Source organism: Pseudoduganella sp. GW821-FHT12E03 (genome assembly GCF_058807115.1).
In genome coordinates, this window is sequence record NZ_JBXAQJ010000012.1 from 188,232 (window position 1) to 213,230 (window position 24,999).

At 59.4% G+C, this 24,999-nt stretch carries 31 protein-coding genes; 17 read left to right on the top strand and 14 right to left on the bottom strand.

Going from position 1 to position 24,999, the window contains the following annotated elements:
- Nucleotides 1–148: 148 nt before the first annotated feature.
- Together trmL and AC1RRC_RS27225 are read right to left on the bottom strand one after the other, a co-directional pair.
- On the bottom strand, nt 149–619 hold the full coding sequence (trmL, locus tag AC1RRC_RS27220) for a tRNA (uridine(34)/cytosine(34)/5-carboxymethylaminomethyluridine(34)-2'-O)-methyltransferase TrmL (protein ID WP_493058738.1): 471 nt from the start codon (nt 617–619) through the stop codon (nt 149–151).
- Nucleotides 620–636: 17 nt separating this feature from the next.
- Nucleotides 637–1,452: a ComFC family protein gene (locus tag AC1RRC_RS27225; protein ID WP_493058739.1), complete on the bottom strand. Its 816-nt coding sequence runs from the start codon at nt 1,450–1,452 to the stop codon at nt 637–639.
- Nucleotides 1,453–1,511: 59 nt separating this feature from the next.
- Between AC1RRC_RS27225 and AC1RRC_RS27230 the strand changes: the two genes are divergently transcribed.
- From AC1RRC_RS27230 to AC1RRC_RS27260, 7 genes are all read left to right on the top strand, one after another.
- Entirely contained in the window at nt 1,512–2,444 is a 933-nt protein-coding gene (locus AC1RRC_RS27230) for a methyltransferase domain-containing protein (protein WP_493058740.1), read from the top strand.
- Nucleotides 2,445–2,715: 271 nt separating this feature from the next.
- A complete protein-coding gene (gene coxB / locus AC1RRC_RS27235; RefSeq protein WP_493058741.1) occupies nt 2,716–3,939 on the top strand; it encodes a cytochrome c oxidase subunit II in 1,224 nt (407 codons plus the stop codon).
- Nucleotides 3,940–3,955: 16 nt separating this feature from the next.
- Nucleotides 3,956–5,557, top strand: coding sequence for a cytochrome c oxidase subunit I (gene ctaD / locus AC1RRC_RS27240; protein WP_493058742.1), 1,602 nt, complete (start codon nt 3,956–3,958; stop codon nt 5,555–5,557).
- 57 nt (nt 5,558–5,614) lie between these two features.
- Nucleotides 5,615–5,728 (top strand): cytochrome oxidase small assembly protein, encoded by a 114-nt coding sequence (locus AC1RRC_RS27245; RefSeq protein ID WP_493058743.1) that lies wholly within the window; start codon nt 5,615–5,617, stop codon nt 5,726–5,728.
- 4 nt (nt 5,729–5,732) lie between these two features.
- On the top strand, nt 5,733–6,272 hold the full coding sequence (locus AC1RRC_RS27250) for a cytochrome c oxidase assembly protein (protein ID WP_493058744.1): 540 nt from the start codon (nt 5,733–5,735) through the stop codon (nt 6,270–6,272).
- Nucleotides 6,269–6,472, top strand: a complete 204-nt coding sequence (locus tag AC1RRC_RS27255) for a DUF2970 domain-containing protein (RefSeq protein WP_493058745.1) — start codon at nt 6,269–6,271, stop codon at nt 6,470–6,472. Before AC1RRC_RS27250 ends, AC1RRC_RS27255 begins: the two co-directional genes overlap by 4 nt.
- Before the next feature lie 60 nt (nt 6,473–6,532).
- Nucleotides 6,533–7,387, top strand: a complete 855-nt coding sequence (locus tag AC1RRC_RS27260; protein ID WP_493058746.1) for a cytochrome c oxidase subunit 3 — start codon at nt 6,533–6,535, stop codon at nt 7,385–7,387.
- Between the two features lie 55 nt (nt 7,388–7,442).
- Here the strand turns inward: AC1RRC_RS27260 and AC1RRC_RS27265 are convergent, their stop codons facing one another.
- Nucleotides 7,443–7,646: a twin transmembrane helix small protein gene (locus AC1RRC_RS27265; protein ID WP_493058747.1), complete on the bottom strand. Its 204-nt coding sequence runs from the start codon at nt 7,644–7,646 to the stop codon at nt 7,443–7,445.
- Nucleotides 7,647–7,720: 74 nt separating this feature from the next.
- Between AC1RRC_RS27265 and AC1RRC_RS27270 the strand changes: the two genes are divergently transcribed.
- The 8 genes from AC1RRC_RS27270 to AC1RRC_RS27305 all read left to right on the top strand — a co-directional run bounded on the left by AC1RRC_RS27270 (nt 7,721) and on the right by AC1RRC_RS27305 (nt 15,432).
- Nucleotides 7,721–8,461: an SURF1 family protein gene (locus AC1RRC_RS27270; protein ID WP_493058748.1), complete on the top strand. Its 741-nt coding sequence runs from the start codon at nt 7,721–7,723 to the stop codon at nt 8,459–8,461.
- The gene (locus tag AC1RRC_RS27275) at nt 8,442–9,044 is read left to right on the top strand and encodes an SCO family protein (protein ID WP_493058749.1); all 603 of its coding nucleotides are present in this window, start codon (nt 8,442–8,444) and stop codon (nt 9,042–9,044) included. The genes AC1RRC_RS27270 and AC1RRC_RS27275 overlap by 20 nt, the downstream gene beginning before the upstream one ends.
- A 46-nt stretch (nt 9,045–9,090) precedes the next feature.
- Nucleotides 9,091–10,263 (top strand): COX15/CtaA family protein, encoded by a 1,173-nt coding sequence (locus AC1RRC_RS27280; RefSeq protein ID WP_493058750.1) that lies wholly within the window; start codon nt 9,091–9,093, stop codon nt 10,261–10,263.
- The gene (cyoE, locus tag AC1RRC_RS27285) at nt 10,260–11,156 is read left to right on the top strand and encodes a heme o synthase (RefSeq protein WP_493058751.1); all 897 of its coding nucleotides are present in this window, start codon (nt 10,260–10,262) and stop codon (nt 11,154–11,156) included. Before AC1RRC_RS27280 ends, cyoE begins: the two co-directional genes overlap by 4 nt.
- Nucleotides 11,157–11,159: 3 nt before the next feature.
- Entirely contained in the window at nt 11,160–11,753 is a 594-nt protein-coding gene (locus tag AC1RRC_RS27290) for an SCO family protein (protein ID WP_493058752.1), read from the top strand.
- Between the two features lie 93 nt (nt 11,754–11,846).
- On the top strand, nt 11,847–12,905 hold the full coding sequence (locus AC1RRC_RS27295) for an AI-2E family transporter (RefSeq protein WP_493058753.1): 1,059 nt from the start codon (nt 11,847–11,849) through the stop codon (nt 12,903–12,905).
- A gap of 56 nt (nt 12,906–12,961) precedes the next feature.
- Nucleotides 12,962–13,513 carry a heme NO-binding domain-containing protein gene (locus tag AC1RRC_RS27300; protein ID WP_493058754.1) on the top strand — a complete coding sequence of 184 codons (552 nt, stop codon included), beginning with the start codon at nt 12,962–12,964 and terminating at the stop codon, nt 13,511–13,513.
- Nucleotides 13,510–15,432, top strand: coding sequence for a putative bifunctional diguanylate cyclase/phosphodiesterase (locus AC1RRC_RS27305; RefSeq protein WP_493058755.1), 1,923 nt, complete (start codon nt 13,510–13,512; stop codon nt 15,430–15,432). The genes AC1RRC_RS27300 and AC1RRC_RS27305 overlap by 4 nt, the downstream gene beginning before the upstream one ends.
- A gap of 12 nt (nt 15,433–15,444) precedes the next feature.
- Here AC1RRC_RS27305 and AC1RRC_RS27310 read toward each other — a convergent pair whose 3' ends face one another.
- The 11 genes from AC1RRC_RS27310 to AC1RRC_RS27360 all read right to left on the bottom strand — a co-directional run bounded on the left by AC1RRC_RS27310 (nt 15,445) and on the right by AC1RRC_RS27360 (nt 22,126).
- Nucleotides 15,445–16,020 carry a hypothetical protein gene (locus AC1RRC_RS27310; RefSeq protein WP_493058756.1) on the bottom strand — a complete coding sequence of 192 codons (576 nt, stop codon included), beginning with the start codon at nt 16,018–16,020 and terminating at the stop codon, nt 15,445–15,447.
- A 6-nt stretch (nt 16,021–16,026) separates the two neighbouring features.
- A complete protein-coding gene (locus AC1RRC_RS27315) occupies nt 16,027–16,410 on the bottom strand; it encodes a YfeK family protein (protein WP_493058757.1) in 384 nt (127 codons plus the stop codon).
- A gap of 6 nt (nt 16,411–16,416) precedes the next feature.
- Entirely contained in the window at nt 16,417–16,950 is a 534-nt protein-coding gene (locus AC1RRC_RS27320; RefSeq protein WP_493058758.1) for a DUF4256 domain-containing protein, read from the bottom strand.
- Nucleotides 16,940–17,290: a hypothetical protein gene (locus tag AC1RRC_RS27325; RefSeq protein ID WP_493058759.1), complete on the bottom strand. Its 351-nt coding sequence runs from the start codon at nt 17,288–17,290 to the stop codon at nt 16,940–16,942. The genes AC1RRC_RS27320 and AC1RRC_RS27325 overlap by 11 nt, the downstream gene beginning before the upstream one ends.
- 29 nt (nt 17,291–17,319) lie before the next feature.
- Complete coding sequence (locus tag AC1RRC_RS27330) at nt 17,320–18,492, bottom strand: hypothetical protein (RefSeq protein WP_493058760.1); 1,173 nt, start codon at nt 18,490–18,492, stop codon at nt 17,320–17,322.
- A 42-nt stretch (nt 18,493–18,534) separates the two neighbouring features.
- Entirely contained in the window at nt 18,535–18,924 is a 390-nt protein-coding gene (locus tag AC1RRC_RS27335) for a GFA family protein (RefSeq protein WP_493058761.1), read from the bottom strand.
- Between the two features lie 14 nt (nt 18,925–18,938).
- A complete protein-coding gene (locus tag AC1RRC_RS27340) occupies nt 18,939–19,310 on the bottom strand; it encodes a VOC family protein (protein ID WP_493058762.1) in 372 nt (123 codons plus the stop codon).
- A 9-nt stretch (nt 19,311–19,319) separates the two neighbouring features.
- Nucleotides 19,320–19,811 carry a GNAT family N-acetyltransferase gene (locus tag AC1RRC_RS27345; RefSeq protein WP_493058763.1) on the bottom strand — a complete coding sequence of 164 codons (492 nt, stop codon included), beginning with the start codon at nt 19,809–19,811 and terminating at the stop codon, nt 19,320–19,322.
- A 2-nt stretch (nt 19,812–19,813) separates the two neighbouring features.
- Complete coding sequence (locus tag AC1RRC_RS27350; RefSeq protein WP_493058764.1) at nt 19,814–20,191, bottom strand: hypothetical protein; 378 nt, start codon at nt 20,189–20,191, stop codon at nt 19,814–19,816.
- A 24-nt stretch (nt 20,192–20,215) separates the two neighbouring features.
- Nucleotides 20,216–20,683, bottom strand: coding sequence for a papain-like cysteine protease family protein (locus tag AC1RRC_RS27355; protein ID WP_493058765.1), 468 nt, complete (start codon nt 20,681–20,683; stop codon nt 20,216–20,218).
- A gap of 102 nt (nt 20,684–20,785) precedes the next feature.
- Nucleotides 20,786–22,126 carry a hemolysin family protein gene (locus AC1RRC_RS27360; protein ID WP_493058766.1) on the bottom strand — a complete coding sequence of 447 codons (1,341 nt, stop codon included), beginning with the start codon at nt 22,124–22,126 and terminating at the stop codon, nt 20,786–20,788.
- A gap of 269 nt (nt 22,127–22,395) precedes the next feature.
- Between AC1RRC_RS27360 and AC1RRC_RS27365 the strand changes: the two genes are divergently transcribed.
- A complete protein-coding gene (locus AC1RRC_RS27365; protein WP_493058767.1) occupies nt 22,396–23,445 on the top strand; it encodes a pectate lyase family protein in 1,050 nt (349 codons plus the stop codon).
- Between the two features lie 64 nt (nt 23,446–23,509).
- Complete coding sequence (locus tag AC1RRC_RS27370) at nt 23,510–24,973, top strand: pectate lyase family protein (protein WP_493058768.1); 1,464 nt, start codon at nt 23,510–23,512, stop codon at nt 24,971–24,973.
- Nucleotides 24,974–24,999 lie beyond the last annotated feature (26 nt).

Genomic DNA, 24,999 nt, shown 5'->3' on the forward strand with positions numbered 1-24,999 from the left:
CTCGTTCGGACAGCATGACTTGATGCAGCGTCGTGCAAACTTATCCAATAAATCAACCGATTGTTGACGCTGTATGGATGAGACCGCAATGTCCACTTTTGTCACAATTGGGGTCTGACCCCAGGTGGACATTGCGAACTGGGCAGTCTTAGGCGCCGCCCTGGTAGCCGTTCTGGCGCCACGCCTCGAACACCACGACCGCCACGGTATTGGACAGGTTCAAACTGCGGTTGCTGGGGCGCATGGGGAGGCGGATGCGCTGGGATTCCGGGAAGCTGTTGCGGAAATCCGCGTCCAGTCCCTTGGTTTCAGAGCCGAATACAAACACGTCGCCAGGGCGGAATGACTGGCTGGCGAACGGGGACGAGCCATGGGTCGTCATCGCGAACAAGCGGGCCGGGTCCGGTTGCACGGCGGCCATGAAGGCATCCCAGTCCTTATGCACCTGCAGCGCGGCATATTCGTGGTAATCGAGGCCGGCGCGCTTCAATTTGCTGTCATCGAGCTCGAAACCCAATGGTTCGATCAAGTGCAACTGTGCGCCGGTATTGGCGCACAGGCGGATGACGTTGCCGGTGTTAGGGGGGATTTCCGGCTTGACCAGGACTACATGAAACAATTTACTCTCCTTAAAATTCAGTCATCGTGCGGCCTTGTGCGCGCAAACACCATGCAAGTGATGCGTGCCGCGCCATAGCGCTTCAACAGCGCCGCCAATTCATTCATGGTCGCGCCGCTCGTCATCACATCATCCACCAGGCCGATATGGCATCCCGCGATCCAATCCCGCCGTGGCGCCGCAAAGGCGCCGGCGATATGGGCGCGCCGTTCCGCTGGCGTGGCGGCACGGCTGAGCGCCTGTGTTTCCCTGACCCGGATCGCCATCCGCGCCTGTAGCGGCAAGTCCAGCCGGCGCGCCAGCGGGCGGGCCATTTCCAGCGCCTGGTTGTAGCCGCGCTCGATCAACCTGCGCGGCCCCAGCGGGACCGGGCACAGGATGTCGGGCCGGACGAATCCGGGCGTGGCCAGCGCGGCGTCCGCCATCGCTTCGCCAAACAGCCGCGCCAGCGCCAGGCGGCCGCCGAATTTCAATTGCAGCACCAGCCGGTCCAGTGGCAACGCATACGGGGCGGCGGCCACCGTCAGGTCGAACGCGGGCGGCGTCCGCAGGCAATAGCCGCAGATGCCGGTTCCGCGCAGGCCGGTGGCGCCGGCCGGCAGCGGATTGGCGCAGCGGCGGCAGCGTGGCCCCGCGGCGGAAAACCACCCTTCTATATAGTAGTGGTGGCACGCGGCGCAGACCAGCCGTCCGCCGCCAGGGCTACTTTGATCGACCAGGCCGCCGCACAGCGCACATTCGCCGGGCAACAGCCATGCGCCGGCCAGCGACACCATCCGGCGCAGCGGCAGGGCGGCGCGGCCGAAAAAGCCGCTATTCGGCCCGGTCCGCATCGCAAACCCCGCCAACCATGTAAACTGCCGCCATTATCTCATCCCAAGCAGTCAAGACCATGCATCCACCCGCCAAGCCGCCCAAACTCAGCGCCCCGATCGACCTCGAGCGCGTTCGCGCGCAATTTGCCCACCCCGAGCGTATCGCGCCATCGGATTTCCTGCGCCGGGAAATCGCATCGCGCATGCACGACCGCCTGGCGCTGGTGAAAATGATCCCGCGCCGTGTGCTCGATGCCGGCTGTGGTCCGGGCGCCGGCCTGGCCATGTTGCATAAAATGTATGGCGCCGCCCATATTGTCGGCATCGATGCCGCCGAAGCCATGGCGCGCGCGGCACGGGGGCCCGCCGCGAAAGGGTTGAATCAGTTCCTGAGCAAACTGTTGCCCGGTAAAACCGGGGTCGACTTGCTGTGCGGCGATTTCGCGGAATTGCCCTTGCCACTGCACAGTATCGACCTGGTCTGGTCAAACCTGGCGCTGCACTGGCACCCGCAACCGGACCGCGTGTTTGCCGAATGGCGCCGCGTGCTGCGGGTGGAAGGCTTGCTGATGTTTTCCTGTTTTGGCCCGGATACCTTCGTCGAAGTGCGCAATGCCTTCGCGGAAGTGGATTTGGCGCAACATGCGTTGCCATTTGTCGACATGCACGATTTTGGCGACCAATTGGTGGAAGCGGGCTTTTCCACCCCGGTCCTGGACATGGAAAAAATCACCGTCACATACGATACGCCGCAAGCGCTTTTGGCCGACGTACGCGCCTGGGGCGGCAATCCGCTGGCCACGCGCCGGCCCGGTTTGCTGGGCCGGGCAGCGCACCGGCGCTTGCTGGACGCCCTGGAACACCAGCGCCGCGCTGACGGCAAGCTGGGTTTGACGTTTGAAGTGTTGTATGGACATGCTTTCCGGCCGGCGCCACGCACCACCAGTACCGGCGAATCCATCGTCCGGTTCGATCTTCCCCGCAACGGTCCCAATAAGCCCGCTAAGTAATTCGAATAGCACGCCGGAGATACGCGGAATATCGTTATCGATATGTGGCAAATATCGCCAAAGCTGTCGGCTTTGCTCTTGCGTAATGGATAATCTTCTTGATGCGCTCAGAGGATGTTGACTATAATCCTTGACTAATTTTGCCATCTTTTTGTCCTGTTTTCGGGCAAGGTGAAAAGGTTTTAGGTGTGGTAGCGCTCGGCGGCTATTCAGAACATCGAACGGCTGCCTTTAAAAAAATATTTTTATTTCTTGGGTGGTTGGGGAAAATATGATATATGCAAAGCGATTTCAATCGTTGATGCTCGCGCTGTCGATGGCAGCCGCCTCCGCTTCGGCGTGGGCGGCGGACACGGCGGCAGCTGCAACTGAATACTCGAAAGCCACCGGCGGTACTGGTGGTCCGGTTCTCAATCAGCTGAACTTGCAGCCGCCGGCAACGAAGATCGCGCATGAGATCTACGATCTGCACAATTTGATGATGTACATCTGCCTGGCGATTTTTATCGCTGTCTTCGGCGTGATGTTTTACTCCATCTTCAAGCACCGTAAATCGCTGGGCCATAAACCGGCCACTTTCCACGAATCCACCGCAGTTGAAATCGCCTGGACCGTGGTGCCATTCCTGATCGTGATCGGCATGGCGCTGCCGGCGACCCGCACCGTGGTCGCGATGAAAGACACGTCGAATGCCGACATCACCATTAAAGCCACCGGCATGCAATGGAAATGGGGCTACGACTACCTGAAGGGCGAGGGCGAAGGCATCAACTTCGTCTCGAACCTGTCGACGCCACGTTCGCAAGTGGGCGCGCCCGGCGTTGCTCCGACGGAAAAGCGTTCCGAAAACTACCTGATGGAAGTCGATAACGAAGTCGTGGTGCCGGTTGGCCGCAAGATCCGTATCGTCACCACCGCCAACGACGTGATCCACGCATGGGGCATCCCGGCCTTCGGCGTGAAGCAGGATGCGATCCCGGGCTTTGTGCGCGACACCTGGTTCAAAGCCGAACTCACCGGCGTTTATCGCGGTAACTGCGTGGAACTGTGCGGTAAAGAGCACGCATTCATGCCGATCGTGGTACGTGTCGTGACCGCGGACGAGTACACCGCGTGGGTCGGCAAGAAGAAAGCCGAACTGGCGGCGCTGGCCGACGATCCGAACAAGACCTGGACCATCGACGAACTGAAAACCAAAGGCGAAAAAGTCTACAACACCAATTGCGTAGCTTGCCACCAGGCAACCGGCAAGGGCGTGCCAGGCGCGTTCGCCGCGCTGGATGCCTCGGCGGTGGTGAACGGTCCAAAAGCCGAACAAATCAAGGTCCTGCTGCATGGCCAGAAGTCCGGCAAGTTCCCAAGCGAAATGCCAGGCTGGAAACAACTGTCGGACACCGATATCGCAGCGGTGATTACCTACACCCGCAACAGCTGGTCGAACAAGGCTGCTGAAAACATCGTTCAACCGGCCGAAGTTCTGGCTGCACGTAAGTAATTAGGAGTTGCCTATCATGAGCACGACTGTCGATCACGCACACGATCACGCGCACGGCCACGACGACCATGCGCACGACCACCCACATGGCTTGCAGCGCTGGCTGTTCGCCACCAACCACAAGGACATCGGTACGCTGTACCTGTGGTTCTCGTTCACCATGCTGCTGTCCGGCGGCGTGCTGGCGCTGATGATCCGTACCGAGCTGTTCCAGCCTGGCCTGCAATTCTTCCAGCCTGAATTCTTCAACCAGCTGACCACCATGCACGGCCTGGTGATGGTGTTCGGCGCGATCATGCCGGCGTTCGTTGGCTTCGCCAACTGGATGATTCCACTGCAAGTGGGCGCGTCCGATATGGCGTTTGCCCGTATGAACAACTTCTCGTTCTGGCTGCTGCCGCCCGCGGCGCTGCTGCTGGCCGGTTCGTTCTTCGTTCCCGGCGGCGCCACCGCAGCCGGCTGGACCCTGTACGCACCGCTGTCGACCCAAATGGGCCCTGGCATGGACATGGGTATTTTCGCCATGCACATCATGGGTGCGTCGTCGATCATGGGTTCGATCAACATCATCGTCACCATCCTGAACATGCGCGCGCCTGGCATGACCCTGATGAAAATGCCGATGTTCTGCTGGACCTGGCTGATTACCGCCTACCTGCTGATCGCCGTGATGCCAGTCCTGGCCGGCGCGATCACCATGACCCTGACCGACCGTCACTTCGGCACCTCGTTCTTTAACGCCGCCGGCGGCGGCGATCCGGTCATGTACCAGCACATCTTCTGGTTCTTCGGCCACCCCGAGGTGTACATCATGATTCTGCCGGCCTTCGGTATCGTGTCGCAGATCATTCCAGCCTTCGCCCGCAAGCCACTGTTCGGCTATGCATCGATGGTGTACGCCACCTCGTCGATCGCGATCCTGTCGTTCATCGTCTGGGCGCACCACATGTTCACCACCGGCATGCCGGTGACGTCGCAGCTGTTCTTCATGTACGCCACGATGCTGATCGCGATTCCGACCGGCGTGAAAGTGTTCAACTGGATCGCCACCATGTGGCGCGGTTCGATGACCTTTGAAACCCCGATGCTGTTCTCGGTGGGCTTCCTGTTCGTGTTCACCATGGGTGGCTTCACCGGCCTGATCCTGGCCGTGACCCCGATCGACATCCAGCTGCAAGATACCTACTACGTGGTGGCGCACTTCCACTACGTGCTGGTGGCGGGTTCGCTGTTCGCGCTGTTCGCCGGCTTCTACTACTGGGGTCCGAAATGGACTGGTTTCATGTACAACGAAACCATGGGCAAGATCCACTTCTGGGCATCGCTGATCACGTTCAACATCACGTTCTTCCCGATGCACTTCCTGGGCCTGGCCGGTATGCCGCGCCGCTACGCCGACTACCCGGCGCAGTTCACGGACTTCAACTCGATCGCTTCGATCGGCGCCTTCGGTTTCGGCCTGTGCCAGGTGTTCTTCCTGTTCTTCGTGGTGCTGCCAAGCATCCGTGGCGGCAAGCCTGCGGGTGATAAACCTTGGGATGGCGCCGAAGGCCTGGAGTGGACCGTGCCATCGCCGGCGCCGTTCCACACCTTCGAAGAGCCACCAATCGTCAAGTAAGACCATTCGGCGGAGGCGGCAAGCCTCCGCCTGTTCTGACAGCAGACAGGGGGCGGCATGTCCGATCCAAAGAAACAAAACAGCAGCAACTTGAAACTGGCGTTGACCCTGGGCTCCGTTGCACTGGTCTTTTTCATCGCGGTGTTCGTCAAGCGCGGCTGGCTGGGATAACCGCGTGAACGAAAACCGACGCATGCTGGGCAAGCTGGTCGTCATCGCGGTGATGATGTTCGGCTTTGGCTACCTGCTGATCCCGGTCTACAAGCATATTTGCGAAGTGCTGGGCATTAACAACATCACGCAAAAAGACGGCACGGTGGATTTGCCGGGCAATACGCAAGTTGATACCAGCCGCACCATCACGGTGGAGCTGGACAGCAATGCGCATGGCCCGTGGCGCTTCCGCTCCACCCAGCGCTCGCTGCAAGTGCATCCGGGCGAGCTGGTGACGGTGGTGTATGAAGTGGTGAATGTCCAGTCACGGACGGTGAATGCGCAAGCGATTCCCAGCTATGCGCCGAGCCAGGTGGCGCAGTATTTTAAGAAAGTCGATTGCTTCTGCTTTAAACAGCAGACCTTGAAGGCCAACGAAGCGCGGCAAATGCCGGTGGTGTTTTATATCGACCCGGCCTTGCCGAAGGATGTGAAAACGTTCACGCTGTCGTATACCTTCTTTGAAATCGACGGGCTGGAAAACAAGACGGCGTCGCGATGACGGAAAAACCTAAACATGCATCGTTTCTGTATTCGCTGAAAGCGGTGCTGTGGTCGTTTTTTGGCCTGCGCAGGAAAAGCGATTTTGACCAGGATGAAGTGAAACTGAACCTGGCGTATGTGATTATCGCTGCGCTGCTGGGGGCTGCCGGATTTATCGCGCTGCTGATAACAATAGTGAAATTTGCAGTAGGTAAGTAAATTAGACAACATGGGTGCCGGGCCTTCAGGCCGGGCATTCACATTTCAGGAGATAACGAGATGAGTTCTCATAAAGCGGCACCGTACTACTTCGTGCCTGGTCCATCCAGGTGGCCTATGCTGGGTGGCATTTCGCTGCTCATCACGATGATTGGCGCGTCGGCGTGGGTCAACGACGCCTCGTGGGGTTCGACGGTGAACTTCATCGGTATCGCATGCACCCTGGCCGTGCTGTATTTCTGGTTTGGCGATGCGATCAAGGAATCTGAAGGCGGTTTGTACAGCAAGCGCATCGACAGCTCGTACCGCTGGTCGATGGGCTGGTTCATTTTCTCGGAAGTGATGTTCTTTGGCGCGTTCTTCGGCGCCCTGTACTATGCGCGCGCCATCACCCTGCCATGGCTGGGCGACCTGGACCACAAATTCATCTGGCCGGACTTCGTTGCAAGCTGGGGTAACAGCCCTGCCGGCGTGGTGGAAGAGTACAAGACCATGGGGCCGTTCCCGATCCCGACCATTAATACCGCGCTGCTGCTGACGTCGGGCCTGACCCTGACCATCTCCCACCACGCGCTGGTGGCCGGCAACCGTGCCAAGACCATTGTGTGGCTGGCGGCAACCGTGCTGCTGGGCGCCGTGTTCATGGGCTTCCAGGCGTATGAATACATGCACGCGTACAGCGAACTGAACCTGAAGATGACGTCCGGCATCTACGGTTCCACCTTCTTCATGCTGACCGGCTTCCACGGCTTCCACGTGACCATGGGCGCGATCATGCTGGGTGTGGTGCTGGTGCGCCTGATGAAAGGCCACTTCACGCCGGAACACCACTTCGCCTTCGAAGGCGCGGCCTGGTACTGGCACTTTGTTGACGTCGTGTGGCTGGGCCTGTACGTCGTCGTGTACTGGATGTAAGCGTATAATCAAAAAAAGCGGGGCCAGGTCCGATGACCTGGCCCCGCTTTTTTTATCAGCGTATGCCGGTAGGCTGAATATAGCCGAGGTAATTCGCCAGCAAGATGCACAGGAATAAAAAGATCGAAAAGCCCACGCGCATGCCCAGTGAGCGGGCCATGCGGGGATCGGCTTTGGTTTTCTGGCGCATCATGTGATAAAAGGCGGAGCCGAGGCTGGCCAGGATCAGGATGAACGCAATGGCGACAAGGATTTTCATTATGTTCGACAACATGGGTGCCGGGCCTTTAGGCCGTGCATCCTCATATCAGTAAAAAGGAAGGTTGCATTGTAATGCGTCCGGGGTTTCCCATTACCTTCCGCTTCAAGCTGATTCCCTTTATTGCCACGGTCTTGCTGGTGGCATTGGGTGTCTCCCTGGGGCAGTGGCAAGACCGCCGCGCGGAATACAAGCTGGCGCAGGAATTGCGCCTGCAGGCGGGCCGCACCGGTGCGCCGCTGGAAATCAGCGCGCAGCCCATGTCGGCGCCCCTGGTGGAATTCCGCCGCGTGCGCATCACGGGCGAGTTTGTCCCGGGTTGGCCCATTTATCTCGACAATCGTCCCTATCAGGGCCGCGCGGGTTTTTATCTGCTGATGCCGTTTAAAATCGCCGGCACGGACATGCATGTGCTGGTGGCCCGTGGCTGGCTGCCACGCAATACCAAGGACCGCAACCAGTTGCCTGAATACCGGACGCCATCGGGCACGGTCACGGTGGAAGGCATTGCGCGGCTGGGCCCGGGGCAGGTGATGCAGCTGGGAACGCCGCCGCCGCTGCAGCGCCACGCGATCGTGCAAAATGCCACGGTGCAGGAAGTGGCGGCGGCCAGCGGCTTGCGCATGCAGCCGTTTGTGGTGGAACAATCGGTCGCGGCCGGGCCGGACGATACCGGTGTCGTGCAGGACTGGCCGGCGCCATCGACCGGTGTTGATAAACACAAGGGCTATGCGTTCCAGTGGTATGGCCTGGCGTTGATGGCTTTACTCTTTTTTGTCGTAACAGGATTCAAACGTGGAAAAGCAACAAACTAACGACAGCCAGCGCCGCAAGGGGCGCTGGAAACTGCTGGCGGTACTGGCAGTCTGCGCGGCGCCGATGATCGCCTCGTATTTGACCTATTACGTGATCAAGCCGGAAGGGCGGACCAATTACGGTGCGCTGATCGATCCGCGCAATCACCCGATTCCCGCCATGGCCAGCAAGCAGCTCGATGGCAAACCGGGCAAGCTCGATGACTACAAGGGCAAGTGGATCATGCTGAAAGTGGGCCCGTCCGAGTGCGCCCAGGCTTGCCAGGACCAGCTGTTCGCCATGCGCCAGCTGCGCACCATGCAGGGCAAGGAAGCCAGCCGCATCGAACGGGTGTGGCTGATCACCGATGACCAGCCGCTGGAAACGGTGCTGTTGCGCGTTAATGACGGCACCCGCATGCTGCGCGCGCCGCAAGACGTGGTACAGAAATGGCTGCCGGTGGAGCAGGGCGGCCAGGCATCGGACCACATTTACCTGATCGACCCGTTGGGCAATTTGATGATGCGCTTCCCCAAGGAGCCCGACCCGACCAGGGTGAAAAAAGACTTGGGCAAGGTGTTGAAAGCATCGGCCATCGGTTGATGGCACGGCCAACGATACGGTTAAGGATACGGTTGAGGACATTGCCATGCACATGACTTCCCTCGCGCAAATGCTCATCACGGGCTTGCTGGTGGCCCTGCTTCCGGCCGCCATGGTGTGGATGTCGTCGGACGAAAACAAGTACCGCAAGCTGGTGTGGACTTGCGTTTTCCTGACGTTTGACCTGATCGTGTTTGGCGCGTTTACCCGCCTGACCGATTCCGGCCTCGGTTGTCCGGACTGGCCCGGCTGCTACGGCCTGGCCAATCCCTTCCTGGCCCATGCGGAAATCGCGGCGGCCGAAGCGTTGCAGCCGACCGGCCCGGTCACCGTGTTCAAGGCGTGGGTGGAAATGATCCACCGCTACCTTGCGATGGGCATCGGCGTGCTGATCGTGGCCATGATGGCCACCGCCTGGCTGCAGTGGCGTCAATTCAAGCGCCCCGGTTTCGAACCGGCGATGCCGACTTTTTTATTCTTCTTTGTCTGCCTGCAAGGCGCATTCGGCGCCTGGACCGTGACCTTGAAACTGCAGCCGATCATCGTCACCGGCCACTTGCTGCTGGGCATGGGCTTGCTGGCCGTACTGGCCTGGTTCGGCTGCCGCCAAAACACCGTGCACGACGCCCTGACGGGCAAGAAAGCCCGGCCGGCCGCGCCGCCGCCCGTGCTCAGTACAATCCGCTGGCTGGCCATCGCGGCCAGCGTGGTGGTGGTGGCGCAACTGGCGCTTGGTGCATGGGTGAGTACTAACTACGCGACCCTGGCTTGCACGGAATTCCCGAAATGCGGCGGCCAGTGGGTGCCGCGGATGGATTTCGAACACGGTTTCCACTTGTGGCGCGAACTGGGTAAAACGGCCGCCGGCCATTATTTACCGTTTGAAGCGCTGACCGCCGTACACTGGGTGCACCGCAATTTCGCGCTGGTGGTGCTGGCGGTGGCCGGTTATACCGCGTATCGCGCGTGGAACATTGCTGGCATGACAAATTTGGCGCGCGGTATTGCCGTTTTGCTGGCGGCGCAGGCGGTGACGGGCATCGCCACCATCTACCTGAATTTCCCGCTGACCATCGCCGTACTGCATAACGGTGGCGCGGCGCTGCTGGTCTTGCTGCTGGCCATGCTAAACTATCGGGCTAAGCATCAATTCGATATGGCCCTGCACAGCGAAAGCAGTACTTTGCGCGCAGCGGCGCCTTCCAGGCACCAGCAATGACGACCCAGACTATTTCGCAAAAATCCAGCATGTCCCGCATATCCCAATATCTGGCGCTGACCAAGCCGCGCGTAACGCAACTGGCGGTATTTTGCGCTGTGATCGGCATGTTCCTGGCCAGCGAAACGCTGCCGGACTGGCGCGTCGTGGTGGCCGCCACGATCGGCATCTGGCTGCTGGCCGGTGCGGCCTTTGCCGTCAATTGCCTGGTGGAGCGTGAAATCGATGCGCGCATGGCGCGCACCGCCCGCCGTCCGATGGCGCAGGGTGAAATTTCGCCGAAGGAAACCATGGTGTTTTCCGCTGTGATTGGCGGCGCCGGCATGTGGATTTTGTATGCGCTGGTCAATCCGCTGACGATGTGGCTGACTTTTGTCACGTTTGTCGGCTATGCAGTCATCTATACGATGATCCTGAAGCCGGCCACGCCGCAAAATATTGTCATCGGCGGCCTGTCCGGCGCCATGCCGCCGGCGCTGGGCTGGGCGGCCGTCGCCAATGACGTGCCGATGCAAGCGTGGCTGCTGGTGATGATTATCTTTGTCTGGACCCCGCCGCATTTCTGGGCGCTGGCCATGTACCGCCGCGACGATTACGCGAAATCCGGCTTGCCGATGCTGCCGGTCACCCACGGCATGCAATTCACGGGCTTTAACGTGTGGCTGTATTCGATCGCGCTGGCGGCGACCACCTTGCTGCCCTTCGCCGTCAAGATGAGCGGCCTGATTTACCTGGCCAGTGCGATTGTGCTGAACGCGGTCTTCCTGTGGCACGGCTGGCGCATTTACCGCCATTACAGCGACATCGTGGCGCGCAAGGCGTTTGCCTGGTCGATCATTTACCTGTCCCTGCTGTTCGCCGCGCTGCTGGTGGACCATTACATCAAGATTTAAACGATGAAAAAACTGCTTGCCGCCCTCGCTGTTTCCGCCGCGCTGGCGCTGTCGCTGGCGGCCTGTGACAAGGGCCCGGAGAAACTGCAATTCCAGAGCACGGACTTGACCGGCCTGTCCTATGCGGAAAAGCTGTCGCTGACCGACCATACCGGCAAGCCTGTCACGCTCGATACGTACAAGGGCAAGGTCCTGGCGGTCTTCTTCGGCTTTACCCAGTGCCCGGAAGTATGTCCGACCACCCTGGCCAACATGGCCAGCGTGATGCAGCAACTGGGCCCGCAGGCGGACCAGGTGCAAGTACTGTTTGTCACGCTGGATCCGGAACGCGATACGCAGGAATTGCTGCAGCAATATGTGCCGGGCTTCGACAAGCGCTTTGTCGGCCTGCGCGGCACGCCCGAACAGACCGCGGCGGCGGCCAAGGAATTCAAGGTCATCTACAACAAGGTGCCGGGCAAGACCGCCGACTCCTACACCATCGAACATACGGCCGCGACCTTCGTGTTCGATAAAAACGGCAAGATCCGCCTGTACGTGCGCGACAAGCAAGACCCGGCAACGATCGTCCACGACCTGAAGTTGTTGCTTTCCTGAAACTGCTGCATTCCTGCTAAGCTAGTTTGAGATGTGGATGCCCGGCCTGAAGGCCCGGCACCGATGTCTACCTCACAACCTGAAGGACTAGCCTTGGAAAAACGTTTTCAACCTTATACCCGTCTGGCGGCCGTCATCTTCCTGGTGATTGGCTGCCTGGCCGTGCTGCACCCCTTCCTGGCGGCCATCCTGTTTGCCGCCGCCATCACGATTTCTTCCTGGCCGTTATTCCTGATGCTGCTGCAGCGCTGCCGTCAGCGCAAGACCCTGGCGGCCGCCATCATGACGGTGTCGCTGGTGTTTGTGATCATCATGCCGCTGATCCTGGTGACCTGGAATATTGCCGACCACGCGGGCGAAGTGGTGGAACACGTGCGGGATACGATGGCGGACGGCACCATGGAACCGCCGGCCTGGCTGAAAGACATTCCCATGGTGGGCGAGCAGGCCGATGCCTACCTGCGCAAGCTGATCGGCAGCCGTGAAGAAATGGTGGCGCTGGCCAAGCGCTATATGGAACCGGCCCGCAAGATCGTGCTGGGCGGCGGCATGGTGCTGGGCAGCGGCGTGGCGCAGGTCAGCCTGGCGGCGTTCGTCTGCTTTTTCCTGTACCGTGACGGCTTGGCCCTGCTGGCCGCGCTACGCACCGGCATGGCCAAGATCATGGGCGAACATGCGGACGAAGTGGCCGATACGGTCAGCCGCACGGTGCGCGGCGTCATGTATGGCTTGCTGGGCACGGCGCTGGCGCAGGCTGCGGTGGCGGCGGCGGGTTTCCTGATCGCCGGGGTGCCCGGGGTGGCGCTGCTGGCGGTGGCAACTTTCCTGTTTTCACTGATCCCGGTTGGCCCACCCTTGATCTGGGGCGGCGCCGCGATCTGGCTGTTTAACCAGGGCAGTACCGGGTGGGCGATATTCATGGTGGTCTGGGGCGTGTTTTTGATCAGTGGCGTCGATAACGTGGTGAAGCCCATGCTGATCAGCCGGGGCAGCAGCTTGCCATTCCTGCTGGTATTGCTGGGGGTGATGGGCGGAGTGCTGGCGTTTGGTTTTGTCGGTTTGTTCATCGGTCCCACCTTGCTGGCGGTGGCAATGGGGTTATTACGCAACTGGACCAGCAGTGTCGACGAAGGTCCAAATGTGACGAACTGACGTTTGTCCACTGCAACGTTTATACTGGGGGCTGACACATTCTGGGAGAGGCCGCCATGAAGGGCGTTGTATTTACCGAATTTATGGAACTGGTCGAGTCCCGCATGGGCCTGGATATGCTGGACCGCATCATTACCGAAGCGGAACTGCCGAATGATGGCGCGTATACGTCGGTCGGTACCTATGACCATGCGGAATTGGTGCGCCTGGTGATGGCGCTGTCGAACGCCACCGGGATGCCGATTCCCGCGCTGATCCACCTGTTTGGACAGCATTTGTTCCAGCGCTTTTCCGAATCCTACCCGGTGCTGTTCCGGGACGCGGACTGCGTCTTCGATTTCCTCAGCCGCATCGATGACGTGATCCATGTCGAGGTGCGCAAACTGTATCCCGACGCGGAATTGCCGACTTTGCCATGCTCGCGGCCGTCGCCCAATGAACTGGAGTTGCTATACAGCTCGCCGCGCGGCTTTGCCGACCTGGCGGCTGGCTTGATCGACGGCTGCATTGCCCACTTCCAGGAACCCATCAAGGTGACCCGCACCGACTTGGAAAAAGAAGGCAATTTGCACCGCACCCGCTTTCACCTGCACATCGAGGCGGCATGACGCAATTGGATACCAGCGGCACGGCACTGCCCGGCACCCCGGCCGGCGCCTCGCCGGCAGGCGCGCCGGCTGGCATCGCCATGCCGCAAGCGGCGGCGCCGACGGTCGCATCGCGTAGCTTGTTGCGTGAACGAAATGCCCGCAAGGAAGCGGAATCCCTGCTGGAGAAAAAAAGCCGGGAGCTGTACGACATCAACCAGAACCTGCGCCAGCTGAACACCCATATCGAGGAAAGCGAAGCGCGCTACCGGACCCTGGTGGAACTGATCCCCGATGCGATCTGGATCCATGCCGGCGGCAAGATCATCTTCATGAATCCGGCCGCGCTGCACTTGTTTGGCGCCCATGTGCCGGACCAGTTGCTGGGCACGGAAGCGATGTTGCGGATCGCCGCCGATTGCCACGATCAGGCCGAGGCGGGCACCTACAGCGACATGGCGATGGCGCAGCTGGTGCCGCGCAAAGCGCTGCGCGTGATGCGGCTCGATGGAGAGCAGGTGGAAGTGGAATTCTTTGCCAGCCGCATCTGGTTCAACAATGCCGATGCCGTGATGAGCGTGGCGCACGACGTCACGGAACGGCGCCTGCATGAAAAAGCCATTGAGCATCAGGCCACGCACGACCAGCTGACAGGGTTGCCGAACCGCGCGCTGTTCCTGGACCGGCTGGCCCATGCCATCAAGCGCGCTGAACGCCGCAACGAACGGCTGGCCGTGATCTTCATCGATCTCGACAAATTCAAGCAAGTCAACGATACCCTGGGCCATGCGGTGGGCGACGATTTGCTGCGCGCGGTGGCGGAAACCTTGCGTCACAGTGTCAGGGAATTCGATACCGTGGCGCGCCTGGGCGGCGATGAATTTGTGATCCTGCTCGACAGCCCGCTCGGCGACACCACGCCCGGCATGATTGCCGAGCGGATCGGCAACAGCCTGGCCAAGCCGGTCATGCTGGCGGGACAGGAGCATGTGATCACGGGCAGCATGGGCTTGTCGCTGTTCCCGGAAGATGGCGCGCAGGCGGAAAACCTGCTGCGCCAGGCGGACATCGCGATGTACCGCGCCAAGGAAGCGGGCCGCAACGGCTTCCAGTTCTTCACGCAGGAAATGCAGAACCGCCTCGATGCCCGGGTCACGCTCGAGCAGGGCTTGCTGCGCGCCTTGCAGCGCGACGAATTCGTGTTGCATTACCAACCGCAAATCGATTTGGCCAGCGGCCGCATCATCGGCCTGGAAGCGCTGCTGCGCTGGCAATCGCCTGAACTGGGGCTGGTGCCGCCGATGCAATTCATTCCGGTGGCCGAAGAGAGCAACCTGATCACCGCGATCGGCACCTGGGTGATGGACAAGGCTTGCGCCACCTTGCGCAAGTGGATCGATGCGGGCGTGCCGGTGGTGCAGGTGGCCATCAACGTGGCCGCCTCGCAATTCGCGCACCAGGACCTGGAGTCGATGTTGCAGGATGTACTGGCGAAGTATCAGCTGGAACCGTCGCTGCTGGAATTTGAATTGACGGAAAGCCTGTCGATGGAGGACCCGGAAGCGTCGATCGCGCTGATGCACCGTTTGAAAGCGGTGGGCATTGCCATGGCCATCGACGATTTCGGCACTGGTTATTCCAACCTCAGTTACCTGAAGCGCTTCCCGGTCGATAAATTAAAGATCGACCAGTCCTTCACCCGTGGCCTCGTCAACGATGCGGAAGACCGCTCGATCGTGACCGCCGTGATCCGCCTGGCGCACAGCCTGGGCTTGCGTACCATCGCGGAAGGGGTGGAAACCGAGGGCCAGTTGCGCCTGCTGGCGGCGCAGGGCTGCGATGAAATCCAGGGCTATTACTTCAGCCGTCCGCTGCCGGAAGCGGGAATTGTGGCGATGCTGAAGAGCGGGATGGTGATGGATTTGGGGGTGTTGCGGTAAGGCTGTCTTCTTCTAGTGGCAGGGTGTGTCGCCTGTCCAGCCATTGTCACCCATGACCTGCATGGTGCAGCGTGCCTCCCTGTATTCCTTTCCATTGAAGCGCCATATACTGGTATTGGCGACTACTGCGGTATGTCCCATCAATTCCAGATCATGGTAGCCGTTCGTCATGCTGTGCAGGACGCGTACTTCATCGCCGCCGCTTTTCAATACGATCCTGTAGGTTATCTTGCCATGCTTGCGGTGGCTGGTAACAAACCAGTACCGGAATAAGTGCGCACCGTAAAACGCGTGGCAGTAAGGAACGAGGGCTGGCCGTACAAAATAGTCGGGCAGGCCATCGCTGTTCAAATGAATTGCTTTCGCTGTAAAGAGCGTCGCGGTGGCCTTCTTTTCAATTTCCTTTTCCACCATACATTCGTTTAACAGCGCCGCATCATCAGGCTCATTGCGAAGTATGAGCCTGACCACGTCCCGGGGAGGCGTAATGCCGCCTTCTAACGGCGATTCCGTATCGGCTGACAGCAATACCTGCGATGAGGCTGCGCATGCGAAGGGGACGGCGAAGAGGAGGGACAGCCAGCGCATGCGTACTTAGCGCGCATTGTTGCCGGTGGCTGCGCGGATGGCATTGAGCTCCGTGTTCAGCCATTGGCCGCTGGGCGCGGCTGCGGCGCTACCGCATTTGACTTGATACGGCTTGCCGGATGAGCTGCTCTTCGTGGCAGCCAGTTCGATGAACTGTTCCGTGTTCTTCACCGTGCCCTTGTTTTCAAAGTATTCCAGCTTGCGCAACAAGTGTGACTTGGCTTCCGCACCGCTGTACCAGGAACCGTTGCGGTTGAACTGGCAGCCGGAGGCTTGCAGTTTGCTGAGCAGGGTGTCGATTTCCGCGCGCACCGGCGCGGCGGCCGGACCGGCAATGGCCGTACTCCAGAAGGCGGCGAGAATTGGCAGCGCCAGGCAATGTTTTTTCATATCTGATCAGACTCTGAGCAGGCCGCGAAATCCCCGTGCCGCATAGTACGATTCCGCGCCATTGTGATAAGTGAAGACGTGATCATAACGGCGATCGCAAAACAGGGCGCCACCGAGCTTCCGGATGTTGGCCGGGGTTTGAATCCAGCTTGAAGTTTTCCGGTCGAATTCGCCCAGCTGTTGTAAAGCGCGGTACTGGTCTTCCGTCAGCAATGAAATCCCCATGGCCTCGGCCATGGCCACAGCGCTGCCGCCGGGTTTGTTTTCTTTGCGCGAGGCCAGTGCTGCATCGTCAAAACACAGACTGCGCCGCCCCGTGGGACTTTCTGGCGAGCAATCACAAAAAAGGTATTCGCCGCTTGCTGCGTCATGGGCAATGACGTCGGGTTCGCCGCTGCTGTCTTCCATTGCCTTCAGCACTTGAAGCTTCAGTGGATGGGCTGCCAGCCTGGCCTGGACCGCATCCCAGTCGAGCTCAGGGTGGCGGGCAATGTTTTTTGCAAAGCGCTGCTTTAGTACCGGGATCAGGTCATTGCTCATCGTTAGAATCTTCCATGATGTCCGCCATTTGCTGTGAAATTGCAGCCATTTTATCGGCACGGTCATTTATAGCAGCACATGATTTCACCAGTTTTCTTTCAATCCCTTTCGCTGGATATGTGACCAGCAGATCTTCACAGTCGCATCGGAGTTTGGCTTTTAACCGCCTGGTTTTTCGATCACGCAGTTCGACCACCCAGCAAGCATCGGCGCATCCGCAAGATCGATACTTCAGGACTTCCGTTTTTCGGGACCATGGGACATCGTATTGCTGTGGGTTACTGCTTGCGCATGCGGTACCTGCAAGACAGTACAGCATCAGCAACGCTGCAGTTTTCACGGATGACATTTTCTTCTGGCTGCCTTGTTTTAGTATGTATGGCTGCCCCTACTTGTGCGGCTCCGGTGTAGGCGATTTAAGAACCAGCCAATGATGGAGCCGATCAAGCCACCTGTTATGACATTGCTGACAAAGCCACTATCGTTGAAATAGAAAGCCAGTGCACCTATGCCGGATCCAACGACGGCACAAAACGCCACTTGCCGTCTGCGCGTCTGCCCGGCAATCTTGATTGCCCATTGCAATTCCAACTCCCTTTGTGCCATCTGGTCAGCATGCTGTCTTGCTGCCGCCTGCATTTCAGGACTCTTTGCCCATGCATTCCTACAGTTTGGGCAATACCGTACCTTTGCATGTGTCTCTTCCTGATGCCAGCAAGGCCCCTTTACAAAAGGATTTGCATATGGATAGGTGTTAGCTCTGCGAACTATTGTGTCAACGTGTTCCGGCATCCAGGTGCCATATGCGATTTCTACGAGTCCCTCGATCAATTCATCGCCATGTACGGGACAATGCATCAACGGTTCTTTCTGATTTTTTGTCATCTCTAATTCTAACGAATCAGGAAAACCCGGTTGCAACGAGGCAGGGCGCGAAGAATCCGCACAGGGTGATTCTTCCAATGCTGCATACAGGTGCGTTAGCTTTTCCAGCAAGTCACGGGCCGCGTTGAAACCACCTGCATGGTACGCAGACTTGACGCATGCCTGCGAAATCTCAATTTGTTTCAACTGTTCGTCGCTGAATGCCCTGCGAAGGAAACTGGAAGGCCTTGGTAAGTCATGCAGCAGCGTACGCAAGCGGCGAAGTTCAGCCTGGAAGTCCGTATCCACCCTCCATTCAATCTGATCAATTTCGGCCATGGCAAGAGCGACCAACCACTGGCTGTGTGGCACACGGTCATAGGCGTCGGCGAGATACTGCCGGTATCGGTGATCCGGAGACAAGGCCACCAGAAACGCTGCTCCCACGACACCACGCCACGTGTAGTGCTTGCAGAGGTCGCTAATGAAATCCTCGCTCATACTGCCAAGGCACCGCAGCAGAACATAATGTTGGTCGAGTGGTTCGTACAGCACGGCAGGGAACTGTGCCAGCACAGGCTGGAGTTCCGTGGCATCCCTCACCAGCGACATGACGTAAGACTTCGCATGGTGTTGCTTGGCCAGTGTCAGATACGGCAGACTCGACAGCAGTTGCATCACATCTTCGTCACGTAAGTGCATGACACCAGCCATCCGCCGTCAAAACCAGTAATCCGCCACACACCGCCCATCACGCGGCAAATCATCAAACGTCTCCAGCCCGTCAAAATGATCGATCGGAATCGCTGCAACGGCGTCCGGTTCCGCCAAACGCAAATTGACGGCGATGCGCCGCCGTCCCTGTTCATCGATGCGCAAGCCGCGCCAGAATGCGACGCAGCCGCACGCTGGGCAAAAATGGAATTCCAGCGCGGTCCCACGAACGAAGGCTTGCGTTGGGCCGGACACCGTGATGCCTTCGCCTTCGTAGTCGTAAGCCCACAGCACGCCATAGCGCCGGCACGCCGTGCAATTGCACGCGGTGGCGCCATCGGGCACGCCATCAAACGTCCAGTGCACGGCGCCGCACAGGCAGGAACCTTTAATCATGGCGACGACCCCGGTCACACGTGCTGGTCAAACAAAATCTGGTTCCCGTCCGGGTCTTCCACCATAAAGCTGGCCGGCCCCGACGTGGTTTCATCGGCCTCGCTCATCAGTGGCACGCCCTGCGCCTTCAGGCTGTGCTGCAGCACACGGACATCGGAAAATTGTTGCAGTGTGTTGGCATCGCTGTCCCAGCCAGGATTGAAGGTCAGGATATTGCGCTCGAACATACCCTGGAACAAGCCGATCACGGTGATGCCATTCTTGAGGATCAGCCAGTTCTTCGACTGGTCGCCGCCCCAGACGGTAAAGCCCAGTTTTTCATAAAAGGCCCGTGAGGCCGCGATGTCCTTGACGGCGAGGCTGACAGAAAAATTGCCGAGTTCCATGATGTCCTCTCAGGGTGGCGATTGCAGTGGTTTGACCATGACATAGGCATCGACCAGTCCAAGCTGGCGATGGCGGAAGGCTTTCGGCAACGTGCCGGCAATGTTGAAACCCAGCTTTTCATACAGCGCGATGGCCGCCGCATTGGTGCTGACGACATAGTTGAATTGTATGGCCAGGTAGCCCTCGCTGTGCGCCTGCGCGATGCTGTGCGTGACCAACGCCCGACCCACCCCTTTGCCTTGCGCCGCTGGGGCGACCAGGTAGGTGGCGCTGGCGATATGGGAGCCGAGATCCGGATAATTCGGTCCCATCTTGTACATGCCGATGACACCGGTTTCATTTTCCGCGACATACGCGCGGTGGGCCCCGAACCAGTGGCTGTAAAACGTTTCGGCCGGCATGGCGGTGGAAAAGGGCAGCGTATCGCCAGTGGCGACCACCGCGTCGAAAATGCCGCGCATGACAGGGAGATCGGACTCCGCCGCTGGCCGGATGTGCATTGTTATTCAGCCCAGAAAAAGCGCACCAGCCCAAAGCACAGTGCAAACAGATAGCCGTAAGAAAAACGGTCAATGCGGATCAGGTCCTGGCCACGGTTGGCGCGCCATGCCCCCAGCAAGGACATGCATGCGCCGGCCGCGATGGGCGTGACACCCAGGTTGACCAGGCGCCATGGGACACTGGCCACCATATGATGGGGAAATACCAGCAGGCTGATGCCGCCCAGGATGGCGCCAAAGAGTGCGTAGCCGGGCGCCGCCAGCCACGGACTGGATTCCTTGCGGAATGGCGCTGCGGCGGAACGCAGGCCAAGCTCGATGAACAGCTCGCCAAACAGTTGAATCAACAGTTCAAGCAGCAGCTCAACGAGGATTTCCATCGGCAGGCGGGACGCTTCCGGCGCTTAATAGCGGCCCGGGTCCTTGACCATCAGGCAGCCCTGCAACTGGGATGCCAGCTTTTCGTTGAACCACTTCACGGTGGCTTCTTTCTTGACGCCCTGGTCCGGGTCGTTGAAGTACACATTGCCCTTGCCAACGCCGGTCAGCACGATGATGTGGCCGACGCCGAACCAGTAGCCGGCGCACCACACCGGGCCGCCGGCCGTCAGGTAATTATGGAGGTCTTCTTCGGTATGTTGGTTTTTCACCGGCAGCTTGTACAGCCCGACTTTTTCAGCCAGCGTGATGAATTCGGCAGGGTAAAGGCCGACCGAGTCGGCGACTTCATATTTGGCGGCCACGGAATTCATCGGGCCGGAGCCCTTGCCGTTTTTTTGCCAGTACAGCCAAATCATGTGAGCGCTGGTGTGCCAGCAGCAACTGGATTTTTCCTGGGCTTCGAGGGGAACATCAAGCTGAATGCTCGGCATGGCGTATTCCTTTCGGGGTGGACGGGCAGCGCTGGTGGTACTGTCGTAATGTTGCCAGATAGATAGTCAACTCTAGCACACACCCGTTCCGAAAAGAACAACTTAGTCTTGCTCGTCCGACTCACTGTGGCGTGGCTGGCGCGGGATGACTTTCACCAGCAGGATGCGGGGGCCGCTCATTTTCTTGACCACGATATCGAAGCCGTTGAATTCCACGCGCTGGCCCTGTTTCGGGATGTCGCCCAGTTTCAGCATGACCATGCCGCCCACCGATTCGATGTCTTGCAAGCCCATCTCTTCGTTTTCAATGTCGAGGCCCAGCGCGCGTTCCAGCGACACGATCGGCAGGCTGGCCTTGCCGACCAGCGCGCCGTCTTCCTGCTTCAGCCAGTCGTTTTCATTGAGGCGGAATTCATCGTGGATTTCACCGACCATTGCGCCCAGCAAATTATCGAGCGTCAGGAAGCCGACCGGGCGTTTGCCCTTTTCGCCAATCAGCGCGAAATGCGGTGCGCCATCCTTCAGGCGGCGGAACAGTTCCAGCGCCGGCGTGCGGGCCGAATAGGTTTCCACCGGGCGGACGAACGGCGCCAGCGATGACAAGTCCTTGCCGGACTGCTCGGCAAAGAACAGATCTTTCAAGTGCACCATGCCCAGCACGGTCTCGCCATCTTCGTCGTAATACGGATAGCGCGAAAAACGGTTGCGCACCACGGTTTGCAGGTTTTCCTCGAGCGGTTTGTCCGCATGCAGCGCAATGACTTCATGGATCGGGCGCATCAGGTCGGACACTGACATTTGCGAGAATTCCAGCGAGTGCGCCAGGATATTGCGTTCATCCTTGTTGAACTTTTCACCCGGCTGGCTGGTGCGCAAGATCATTTTCAATTCTTCGGTCGAGTAATGCGCATCGCCATGGCCCGCGCCGGACAGGCCCGCGACACGCAGCACCATGTTGGCGCTCTGGTTCAGCAGCCAGATGGCGGGATACATGGCCCAGTAAAAACCATACAGCGGCACCGCGCTCCACAAGCCGACCGCTTCGGGCATGCGGATCGCCAGCGATTTGGGCGCCAGTTCCCCCACCACGATGTGCAGGAATGAAATGGTGACGAACGCGAAGACAAAGGAAATGCCATGCACCACTTGCGGCGACGTGACGCCAAGCACGTGGAACAGCGGCTCCAGCAGGGAAGCAAAAGCAGGTTCGCCGACCCAGCCCAGGCCCAGCGATGCGAGGGTAATACCTAATTGGCAGGCCGACAGGTAGGCGTCGAGTTCGCCGTGTACCTTGGCCAGGATGCGGCCGCGCAGGCCTTGTGTTTTTGCGATGGCACGCACGCGGGTGCGGCGCAGTGTGACGATACCGAATTCAGCTGCAACAAAGAAACCGTTCAGCGCGACCAGGAACAGGGCGAGCAGAACGAGCAATAGATTACCCATATGAATCGCATTACGCGACCGTAGTTGAAACCTCTATCTTAGCCGACCCGGCAGGCGACCGGATGCTGTTTTGGCATTTTCTCCAGCGTTGATGCATTTTGGTAAGGCCAATTATTAAAATGGATTGGCCAAAATATTTATTTGGTCAGTCCAAATGTTGTATTTTGGTCAGACCATATAGACTTTTTATTGTGAAAAACGCATGCTGTCCGTGGTGCCCGGCCGGCCCGACATCCAACATCCCAAAAAACGAGACAGGAGATATGCGAATGAAGGTTATGCATCTGAAAACGCTGTTCATGACGGCCGCACTGGCAGCTGCCGGGGCGGCGTCGGCCGGGCCGGTCGGTTATGGCGCCGCCACCACCGGCGGCGGCAGTAAAGCCGCCGTCAATGTGGCAACCCTGGCGGAAATGCAGGCGAAAATCGACGCTTACACGGACAACTCGGGCCTGGTGCTGAATTACACCGGCAAGTTCGATTACAGCAAGATCACCGACGTGTGCGCCCAGTGGCAAAAGCCGGCGCAAACGCTGGAAGTCAAAAACAAGAGCAACATCACGATTCGTGGCGCGGCCGATTCCAGCGCGAACTTCGGCATCCACATTGCGGGCAATACCCACAACGTCATCGTGCAAAACATGATGATCGGCTTGCTGCAAGGTGGCGAAGCGGCCGATTCGATTTCCATCGAAGGCATGTCGTCCGGCCAGCCCAGCAACATCTGGATCGACCACAACACGATCTTCGCGTCGCTGACCTCGTGCCCGGGCGCGGGCGACGCCTCGTTCGATGGTGGCATCGACATGAAAAAAGGCGCGCACCACATCACGGTGTCGTACAACCACGTCTACAACTACCAGAAGGTGTCTCTGAACGGCTACAGCGACAGCGATACCGCCAACGCGAATGCCCGCACCACGTATCACAACAACCGTTTTGAAAACGTCAAGTCGCGGCTGCCGCTGCAGCGCTTTGGCCAGAGCCACATATTCAACAATTACTTCAATAACGTCGCCTCGTCCGGCATCAATGTGCGCATGGGCGGCTTGTCGCTGATTGAAGCGAATTATTTTGAGAACGTGAAAAATCCGGTGACGTCACGCGACAGCAGCCAGATCGGTTATTGGGAACTGCGCAACAACTACGTCGGTCCTGGCATTACGTGGGATACGCCAAGCGGCGCCGTCAACGCCACCAGCTGGGGCACCACGCAATCGTATGGCTCGACCGGCTATGCGTACACCGCGATCCTGGCCGCCGATGTGAAAGCCAAGGCCATCGCCACGGCGGGCGCGCGCACCAACCTGGCGCAGTAAGCGCTTCAACTTTCCAGTTCAACCATGCCGGTGGCGGGCCACCGGCATTTATCACGGGAATTCCATGAAACTTCTTACGCTGACTGGCGCCATCGCCGTCTTGCTGTCCGGACAGGCCCTGGCCGCCGACATCGATGCGCAAACCCTGACCGGCGCCAGCACGCCGCTGCAAACCGCGCCGTATGGCATCCGCAACTATTCCGCACCCGTCAAGGATGCGAACGGCCATGACCCGGCCAATTACAAACCCGCGCCCGTGCTGCCGCAGTGGCAGTTTGCGCAGGCCGATCCGACTGGCGGTGTGCTGACCTTTGAGCGCCAGACCGCGCCGCAGGATGGCTGGCATACGTGGTCGCGCAAAGGCCGGGTGGTGGTGACGGGCGGTTCGGCCGCCGTGGCCAACCGGGTCTATACCGTGTACAACGGCCAGCAACTGGTGGCCGCCATTCGTGAAGCGGGCACCGAACCGAAAATCATTCGCGTGATCGGTCATATCGACCTGCGCTGGAGCAGCAACAATACGGTGTTCCGCGAATATACAAGTTACCAGGACCAGAAATTGGGCGGCTCCATCATGCTGCCATCGAATACCACGCTGGTGGGCATTAATGACGCGAGCGGGCGTCCGGCGCGGATCACCGGCACCAGTATTTTGATTGGCAATGAATTGCCGCTGGCCGCCGGTGGCGATCCGGAAGCCGACTTCAAGAACTGGATCGCGGCGGGCAAGGATGGCGAAGACTATCCGACGTGGACGCGTAACGTCATCATCCGCAACCTGCAGATCGACACGCCATGGGACGTCAATCCGGAAGACAGCGCCAATGCGTACGCCGACGGCATGGCGCTCTCGCGCGCGCAAAACGTCTGGATCGACCACGTCACCATCAGCGATGGCGATACGCCGGCCTCCCTGTCGAGCGATACCCGCCATGATGGCGCGCTCGACGTGGTGCGCGGCTCGGATTACGTGACCATTTCGGGCAGCAGGTTTTACAAGCACGGCAAAGTCACACTGGTCGGCAATGGCGACAGCGGCCGGGCCTGGAGTGACCAGGGCCGGCTGCACGTGACCTTTTCCGGCAACTGGTGGGACAGCCTGGGTTCACGCCTGCCGCTGGCCCGCTATGGCCAGGTACACCTGTTCAACAACCTGGTCACTGGCGATACCGCGACCAAGAATCCCGATGTGAAATTCGGCAGCGGTCTCGATGCGCGCTACAAGTCCATGGTGCTGGTGCAAAACCAGTACTACAACTTTACCGGCTTGAAACCGTCTGAATTCTGCGGCAAGGTCATCAAGGGATCCGGCTATGCGGGATTCCGCTCGTCCGGTCACCAGTTCATCAGCAACCGTGCCGACAGCGGCACATGGGTGGGGCCTGCCATTGCGCTGGACGGCCAGTGCGGCCTGACGGTTGCCAGCGGCGCCGATGCGTGGACACCGCCGTATGCCTACACGCTGCGCACGGCGGCAGATACGCAGGCGTGGGTGAGCGCCAACGCGGGGGCCGGCAAGCTGCCTTAAGGCTGTCCCTCCGTCACCGGCCGCCT

Excerpts from the sequence above, each read along its gene's own strand:
- AC1RRC_RS27225 (WP_493058739.1), bottom strand. The coding sequence starts at position 1,452 with ATGCGGACCGGGCCGAATAGCGGCTTTTTCGGCCGCGCCGCCCTGCCG.
- AC1RRC_RS27230 (WP_493058740.1), top strand. The coding sequence starts at position 1,512 with ATGCATCCACCCGCCAAGCCGCCCAAACTCAGCGCCCCGATCGACCTC.
- coxB (WP_493058741.1), top strand. The coding sequence starts at position 2,716 with ATGATATATGCAAAGCGATTTCAATCGTTGATGCTCGCGCTGTCGATG.
- ctaD (WP_493058742.1), top strand. The coding sequence starts at position 3,956 with ATGAGCACGACTGTCGATCACGCACACGATCACGCGCACGGCCACGAC.
- AC1RRC_RS27245 (WP_493058743.1), top strand. The coding sequence starts at position 5,615 with ATGTCCGATCCAAAGAAACAAAACAGCAGCAACTTGAAACTGGCGTTG.
- AC1RRC_RS27255 (WP_493058745.1), top strand. The coding sequence starts at position 6,269 with ATGACGGAAAAACCTAAACATGCATCGTTTCTGTATTCGCTGAAAGCG.
- AC1RRC_RS27260 (WP_493058746.1), top strand. The coding sequence starts at position 6,533 with ATGAGTTCTCATAAAGCGGCACCGTACTACTTCGTGCCTGGTCCATCC.
- AC1RRC_RS27265 (WP_493058747.1), bottom strand. The coding sequence starts at position 7,646 with ATGAAAATCCTTGTCGCCATTGCGTTCATCCTGATCCTGGCCAGCCTC.
- AC1RRC_RS27270 (WP_493058748.1), top strand. The coding sequence starts at position 7,721 with ATGCGTCCGGGGTTTCCCATTACCTTCCGCTTCAAGCTGATTCCCTTT.
- AC1RRC_RS27280 (WP_493058750.1), top strand. The coding sequence starts at position 9,091 with ATGCACATGACTTCCCTCGCGCAAATGCTCATCACGGGCTTGCTGGTG.
- cyoE (WP_493058751.1), top strand. The coding sequence starts at position 10,260 with ATGACGACCCAGACTATTTCGCAAAAATCCAGCATGTCCCGCATATCC.
- AC1RRC_RS27290 (WP_493058752.1), top strand. The coding sequence starts at position 11,160 with ATGAAAAAACTGCTTGCCGCCCTCGCTGTTTCCGCCGCGCTGGCGCTG.
- AC1RRC_RS27300 (WP_493058754.1), top strand. The coding sequence starts at position 12,962 with ATGAAGGGCGTTGTATTTACCGAATTTATGGAACTGGTCGAGTCCCGC.
- AC1RRC_RS27305 (WP_493058755.1), top strand. The coding sequence starts at position 13,510 with ATGACGCAATTGGATACCAGCGGCACGGCACTGCCCGGCACCCCGGCC.
- AC1RRC_RS27310 (WP_493058756.1), bottom strand. The coding sequence starts at position 16,020 with ATGCGCTGGCTGTCCCTCCTCTTCGCCGTCCCCTTCGCATGCGCAGCC.
- AC1RRC_RS27315 (WP_493058757.1), bottom strand. The coding sequence starts at position 16,410 with ATGAAAAAACATTGCCTGGCGCTGCCAATTCTCGCCGCCTTCTGGAGT.
- AC1RRC_RS27320 (WP_493058758.1), bottom strand. The coding sequence starts at position 16,950 with ATGAGCAATGACCTGATCCCGGTACTAAAGCAGCGCTTTGCAAAAAAC.
- AC1RRC_RS27330 (WP_493058760.1), bottom strand. The coding sequence starts at position 18,492 with ATGCAACTGCTGTCGAGTCTGCCGTATCTGACACTGGCCAAGCAACAC.
- AC1RRC_RS27335 (WP_493058761.1), bottom strand. The coding sequence starts at position 18,924 with ATGATTAAAGGTTCCTGCCTGTGCGGCGCCGTGCACTGGACGTTTGAT.
- AC1RRC_RS27340 (WP_493058762.1), bottom strand. The coding sequence starts at position 19,310 with ATGGAACTCGGCAATTTTTCTGTCAGCCTCGCCGTCAAGGACATCGCG.
- AC1RRC_RS27345 (WP_493058763.1), bottom strand. The coding sequence starts at position 19,811 with ATGCACATCCGGCCAGCGGCGGAGTCCGATCTCCCTGTCATGCGCGGC.
- AC1RRC_RS27350 (WP_493058764.1), bottom strand. The coding sequence starts at position 20,191 with ATGGAAATCCTCGTTGAGCTGCTGCTTGAACTGTTGATTCAACTGTTT.
- AC1RRC_RS27355 (WP_493058765.1), bottom strand. The coding sequence starts at position 20,683 with ATGCCGAGCATTCAGCTTGATGTTCCCCTCGAAGCCCAGGAAAAATCC.
- AC1RRC_RS27360 (WP_493058766.1), bottom strand. The coding sequence starts at position 22,126 with ATGGGTAATCTATTGCTCGTTCTGCTCGCCCTGTTCCTGGTCGCGCTG.
- AC1RRC_RS27365 (WP_493058767.1), top strand. The coding sequence starts at position 22,396 with ATGAAGGTTATGCATCTGAAAACGCTGTTCATGACGGCCGCACTGGCA.
- AC1RRC_RS27370 (WP_493058768.1), top strand. The coding sequence starts at position 23,510 with ATGAAACTTCTTACGCTGACTGGCGCCATCGCCGTCTTGCTGTCCGGA.